The sequence below is a fragment of the Psychrobacillus sp. BL-248-WT-3 genome (genome assembly GCF_012843435.1).
Classification (GTDB): Bacteria; Bacillota; Bacilli; order Bacillales_A; family Planococcaceae; genus Psychrobacillus.
In genome coordinates this window covers 22145-28290 of sequence record NZ_JABAFC010000041.1, presented here as the reverse complement: position 1 = coordinate 28290, position 6146 = coordinate 22145, and the positions used below count along the sequence as shown (strand labels likewise).

At 38.8% G+C, this 6146-nt stretch carries 5 protein-coding genes and 1 riboswitch; of the genes, 1 reads left to right on the top strand and 4 read right to left on the bottom strand.

Translation table 11 applies throughout. The features are described 5' to 3' along the window. Positions 1-157 precede the first annotated feature (157 nt). The 3 genes from sdhB to HF876_RS16335 are packed head-to-tail and all read right to left on the bottom strand — an operon-like array spanning position 158 to position 3355. A complete protein-coding gene (gene sdhB / locus HF876_RS16345; protein WP_205964149.1) occupies positions 158-934 on the bottom strand; it encodes a succinate dehydrogenase iron-sulfur subunit in 777 nt (258 codons plus the stop codon). A gap of 2 nt (positions 935-936) precedes the next feature. Continuing rightward, a complete protein-coding gene (gene sdhA / locus HF876_RS16340) occupies positions 937-2697 on the bottom strand; it encodes a succinate dehydrogenase flavoprotein subunit (RefSeq protein ID WP_169361114.1) in 1761 nt (586 codons plus the stop codon). Between the two features lie 46 nt (positions 2698-2743). Next, a complete protein-coding gene (locus tag HF876_RS16335) occupies positions 2744-3355 on the bottom strand; it encodes a succinate dehydrogenase cytochrome b558 subunit (RefSeq protein ID WP_277347138.1) in 612 nt (203 codons plus the stop codon). 284 nt (positions 3356-3639) lie between these two features. On the opposite strand from HF876_RS16335, the gene HF876_RS16330 reads away from it, so the two are divergent. Continuing rightward, the gene (locus tag HF876_RS16330) at positions 3640-4053 is read left to right on the top strand and encodes a YslB family protein (RefSeq protein ID WP_169361113.1); all 414 of its coding nucleotides are present in this window, start codon (positions 3640-3642) and stop codon (positions 4051-4053) included. A gap of 458 nt (positions 4054-4511) precedes the next feature. On the opposite strand, the gene HF876_RS16325 is transcribed toward HF876_RS16330, so the two are convergent. Next, positions 4512-5729 carry an aspartate kinase gene (locus tag HF876_RS16325; protein ID WP_169361112.1) on the bottom strand — a complete coding sequence of 406 codons (1218 nt, stop codon included), beginning with the start codon at positions 5727-5729 and terminating at the stop codon, positions 4512-4514. A 203-nt stretch (positions 5730-5932) separates the two neighbouring features. After that, positions 5933-6110, bottom strand: a riboswitch (Lysine riboswitch). Between the last annotated feature and the right edge of the window lie 36 nt (positions 6111-6146).

The following is a 6146-nucleotide window of genomic DNA, read 5'->3' as shown; positions in this document are numbered from 1 at the left end:
AGGAGGCAGTTCCTCAGCCACCGGAGCTTTTATCCATTTGACCCCGAGGGGCAAGGCGGTGGAGCTAGACATCAATTTATCCACAGGTTCAGTATTTTGTAATTTCCTAAACAATAAAAAAAGCCCAGAATTTGCATTCTGAGCTTTTACATATTTATTAGTCTACCATGTTGTCGCTTCCGAAGAAGTTTCTAAACATTTGAACTGTAGTATCACGGTTTAATGCAGCGATAGAAGTTGTAAGTGGAATACCTTTTGGACATGCAACTACACAGTTTTGTGCGTTACCACAGTTTGCAAGGCCTCCATCTCCCATGATCGCATTTAAACGCTCGTCTTTATTCATAGCTCCAGTTGGATGCGCATTGAACAAACGAACTTGTGAAAGCGGAGCTGGTCCGATAAATGAAGCATTATCATTTACGTTTGGACAAGCCTCTAAACATACACCACAAGTCATACATTTAGACAATTCATAAGCCCATTGACGTTTACGCTCTGGCATACGTGGACCTTCACCAAGGTCATAAGAACCATCAATTGGAACCCATGCTTTAACTTTTTTCAAAGCATCAAACATACGGCTTCTATCTACTTGAAGGTCACGTACGACAGGGAAAGTGCTCATAGGTGCTAATGTAATCGGTTGAGTCAATTGATCAATAAGTGTTGAACAAGATTGACGTGGACGACCATTAATAACCATTGAACATGCACCACATACTTCCTCTAAGCAGTTCATGTCCCATGTTACAGGAGTAGTAGCTTTACCATCTGTGTTAACTGGTCTTTGACGAATTTCCATTAATGCAGAAATTACATTCATATTTGGACGCCAATTTACTTCGAATTTTTCCCAATAGGGTTTGGATTCAGGAGTATCTTGACGGTAAATTTCTATTTGAACCTTTTTGGTTTCTGTTGCCGTCACCATGATTATTTTGCTCCTTTCGATGATGAGTAATCACGTTTACGAGGAGCAACAAGAGATATATCAATATCTTCATAATGAATAATTGGAGCCCCTGTAGCTGGATCAAACTTAGCCATAGTAGTTTTCATGAATTCTTCGTCATTACGTTCTGGGAAATCAGGTTTGTAATGTGCTCCACGGCTTTCATTACGTTGAAGTGCTCCTAACGTGATAACACGTGCTAAGTATAACATATTTTTCAATTGACGAGTAAATGATGCGCCTTGGTTTGACCAGCGTTGCGTATCATCCATGTTAATGTTTTCGTATCTTTCCATTAACTCTTGAATTTTTCTGTCAGTTTCCTCTAGCTTGTCGTTGTAGCGAACTACTGTTACGTTATCAGTCATCCACTCACCTAGCTCTTTATGTAAAAGGTAAGCGTTTTCTGTACCTTTCATAGCTAGTGTTTGCTCCCATTTTTCTTGCTCAAGCTTCACTTCATTTTCATAAATAGAATCATCTAAGTCTTCTGCATGAGTGGAAAGCCCTTTCATGTATTCAACAGCATTAGGACCAGCCACGCTTCCACCAAATACAGCTGAAAGTAATGAGTTAGCTCCTAAACGGTTAGCTCCATGTTGAGAATAGTCACATTCGCCAGCAGCAAATAGACCAGGGATGTTCGTCATTTGATCATAATCTACCCATAATCCACCCATTGAATAATGAACAGCAGGGAAAATTTTCATAGGAACTTTACGAGGGTCGTCCCCAGTAAATTTCTCGTAGATTTCAATGATTCCACCAAGTTTTACGTCTAATTCATGTGGATCTTTATGAGAAAGATCTAGATATACCATGTTTTCGCCGTTAATACCTAATTTTTGATTAACGCAAACGTCAAAGATTTCACGAGTAGCGATATCACGTGGTACTAGGTTACCGTAAGCAGGATACTTTTCTTCTAGGAAATACCAAGGTTTACCGTCTTTGTACGTCCAAATACGACCACCCTCACCACGAGCTGATTCTGACATCAGACGAAGCTTGTCATCTCCAGGAATTGCCGTTGGGTGAATTTGAATAAATTCTCCGTTTGCATAGTAAGCGCCTTGTTGGTAAACGATACTTGCAGCAGATCCTGTATTAATAATAGAGTTAGTTGTTTTACCAAAAATGATCCCAGGACCACCAGTAGCCATGATTACAGCGTCTCCACGGAAAGCACGGATTTCTGATGAGTTAAGGTTTTGCGCTTTAATACCGCGACAAGCACCCTCGTGGTCTTTGATAATACCTAGGAATTCCCATCCTTCGTATTTTGTTACTAGACCTTCTACTTCAAAGCGACGAACTTGTTCGTCAAGCGCATAAAGTAACTGTTGACCAGTTGTTGCACCAGCAAATGCTGTACGGTGCATTAAAGTTCCTCCGAAACGACGGAAATCTAATAGACCTTCTGGTGTACGGTTGAACATAACTCCCATACGGTCAAACAAATGAATGATTCCTGGAGCAGCGTCTGCCATTGCCTTAACAGGAGGTTGGTTTGCTAAAAAGTCTCCACCATAAACAGTATCATCTAAATGAACTGCAGGTGAATCCCCTTCACCTTTTGTATTTACAGCCCCGTTAATACCGCCTTGTGCACATACAGAGTGTGAGCGTTTAACAGGAACTAATGAGAATAGATCTACTTGTGTGCCTTCTTCGGCAGCTTTCATTGTTGCCATTAATCCGGCTAATCCACCGCCGACAACAATAAGTTTATTTTTTGCCATGCTATTTCACTCCTTAAATTTATAGTAGCTTAGGTGTAGAAGGGTCTTATACGAATGCTAAAAGTGCTTGTACACCAACTACAGATAACGCTAAGAAGATTACTAATGTTACATAAGTTGAAATTCTTTGAGATTTTGGTGATTGAGTGATTCCCCAGCTTACAAGGAATGACCAGATACCGTTAGCTAAATGGAAGGTTGCAGAAATTACACCTACAATATAAAAAGCTAACATCCATGGGTTTGATAAAATTTCATTCATCATGTTAAAGTTAACTTCCTTAGCTCCAATTGCAGCTTGGAAACGTGTTTCAAATACATGCCATGCGATAAACACAACAAGGAATATTCCAGTAAAACGTTGTAAAATAAACAACCAGTTTCTTAGAGTACCGTATCTGTTAGGATTGTACTTAACAGTAAATGCAATATAGATACCATAGAATGCATGGAACAACAAAGGAATATAAATTACAAACACTTCCAGCATTAGTCTAAAAGGTAGACTCTCCATGAAATGTGATGCCGTGTTAAAGGCTTCTTCACCTCTTGTAGCAAAATGGTTTACTACTAAATGTTGCGCCAGAAATAATCCAACTGGAATAATACCAAGTAAAGAATGTAATCGACGCATGAAAAATTCGCGATCTTTCGACAAAACAGTAACCCCCCTCAAATTTCCAATTAGCGATGATTAAACTATTGTAATAGAATAATAAATCATCACATGTTCACACCTTCTTGTTACGAATTTATGACATATCCATTGTACTCTCAACATTTTAGAGCGTCAAGGTATGTTTCCTGATTTTGTTCATCTTTCTGACACTCACCTATATAATGATTAGTTTATTTTTTCACAAAGTATTCTCTCCCAGTGAAAATATTTTATGCTAGAATAGATTATAGTTTTTATTTATCTTTGGAAAGAAGGGTTGCTGTTTGAATGAAAGAGAACATTCACATGTAACTTCCTTTGGATATGAAATAATAAGAGATCACGTGCTCACTTCTATTCTCGGAAAACATGAAAAAGAAATATTGTACTGGGCAGGTAAGGACCTTGCTCGAAAGTTTCCACTCTATTCAATGGAAGAAGCCATCTCTTTCTTCCAAGAGGCTGGCTGGGGAAGGCTTGAGTTAGATAAAACATCAAAAGATTCGGCCTATTACACGCTAGAAACATACAATCTTCCTCAAAGTGGAATTAATAGATGTCACCGATTAGAGGCTGGCTTTCTTGCAGAGCAGAAGCAAAAAATAGATGGCTATGAAACTGAATGCTATGATGAGTTTGTAAAAAAAACTGGGTTGGTCACCTTCCATATTAAATGGGACTTAAAAAGTAAACGCTAAAGATACATAAAGAGGAGGATGGAGCAATTTCCATCTTCCTCTCTTTTTTTAATAAAGCTTTGTTAAAGTTATTGGTTGATTTTGACTAACAATTCTTTTTTTATAGTGACTTTAAACATAAACAAAGGAACTTTCAAATGGCTATTAAGAACATAAATAGATTGTGAAATTGGGGTTGGTGACAGTTTTAAGCTTTGTTTATGCGAGTAAATTTATAAGCACTTATCCATGCATTAAAGCTGTTCCCATTAATTCATTGAAGCACCAGACGGCGATTCCTACGGGATGAGTGAGACAGATAAGCCATCACAACCACGCGCGATTGCTGTGGGTGGTAGCTTATCGCTTACCCCGAGGAAAGCGTCAGGCTGGGGCGAAAAATCAATTCTACTCTCTGATTTAAGATTTCTTTGTATCATAAATCAACCCTGCCCTTTAACATAGCCTATAATTATTACTTAATTTATAGCCAAATCAAATTCATCATGGAGTGCATTCGCTGCTTGAATCATATTGCCTTGAGGCACTACAACTGAAACCTTTATTTCTGAGGTACTAACCATTTTAACTGGTATGTTTTCCTTGCTTAATCGGTCGAACATTTGTGCAGCGACACCAGGATTAGATACCATCCCTGAACCTACAATAGATACCTTAGCTAAACCCACCTCAAAATCCGCAAAGGTAAAACCTAGATTCTGTTTCGTTTTCTCTAAAACGTGAATTGCTTCCGAAAGAGATTCTTTTTTTATAGAAAAGGAAACGGTAGGCTTCATTCCTTCGACAATCGACTGAACAATAATATCTACATCAATATGGTTATTGGCAAGGGTAGTAAATATGGAAGCGAGTGAACCATTAAAAGGCACTGTATACTCAATCGTTAAACGTACTATATCTGATTCAAAAGCTACCCCTCGTACTACTAAATTATTCTCCACATCTACTTCCTCCTTTAAAATGGTTCCTTCCGTTTCTTCATAGCTTGAACGTACTCGTAATGGAATCTTATAGTTTTTTGCGAATTCCACTGCTCTTGGGTGCAGCACTCCAGCTCCTAAATGAGCTAACTCCAGCATCTCATCATATTCTAGCTGTTCTAGTTTTCTTGCATGAGATACGTAGCGTGGATCTGACGTATAAACACCATCTACATCCGTATAAATATCACAAATGTCTGCTCCGATAGCTGCAGCTATGGCGACGGCTGTAGTGTCTGACCCTCCTCTCCCTAAAGTAGTAATCTCCCCTAATTCCGACATACCTTGAAAGCCGGCCACAATTACTACTCGATTAGCGATTAAATGCTCATTTATCTTCTGGCCATCCAATTGCTTAATTTTTGAATTTCTATGTACTTCATCCGTAACTATCCCTGCTTGCCAACCTGTTAAAGAGAGCGTCTCTACTCCAAGTGCATTTAACTGAATAGCTAGTAAGGACATAGTGACTTGTTCTCCTGTAGCAAGCAACATATCCATTTCTCTTTTTGTTGGATTGTTAGTGATTTTACTAGCCATTTCCGCTAAGTCATCTGTTGTTTTTCCCATGGCAGATACAACTACGACGATATCATGTCCTTTCTCCTTTTCTAGTTGTACCCTTTTTGCTACGTTACCAATTAACTCTATGGAGCCTACAGAGGTTCCACCAAATTTCATCACAATTTTACTCATTAACCTATCTCCCCTTTATCTCCTTGAGCGGACAACAAGAAAAGCGCAAGCGCCTATCCCTGCCCTGAGGGGCAAGGCTGCTTGCGCTAGACATCAACTTATCCACAGGTTCATAATCTTATAATTTCCTAAACAATAAAAAAAGCTTTCCACATATTTGTGGAAAGCTAACTCTTCTCATACACGGTCAACAATGATTGCCCATGTGAGATAGCCCTCCAGAATATATATATTCTGACAGTCCTGCATCTCTTAAATACAGAACCAACATAGGAAAGGAAAAGCTTTTCTATGTTTCGGCGAACAACCCTTTCTTAATCGGTCGTAGGATCTTTCATCCTCACGATTAGTACTCTTGCAATTCGCACCTCTACCTTCACTGTTTGAATAGTGAATATTAAATTGTTTTAAAGATAA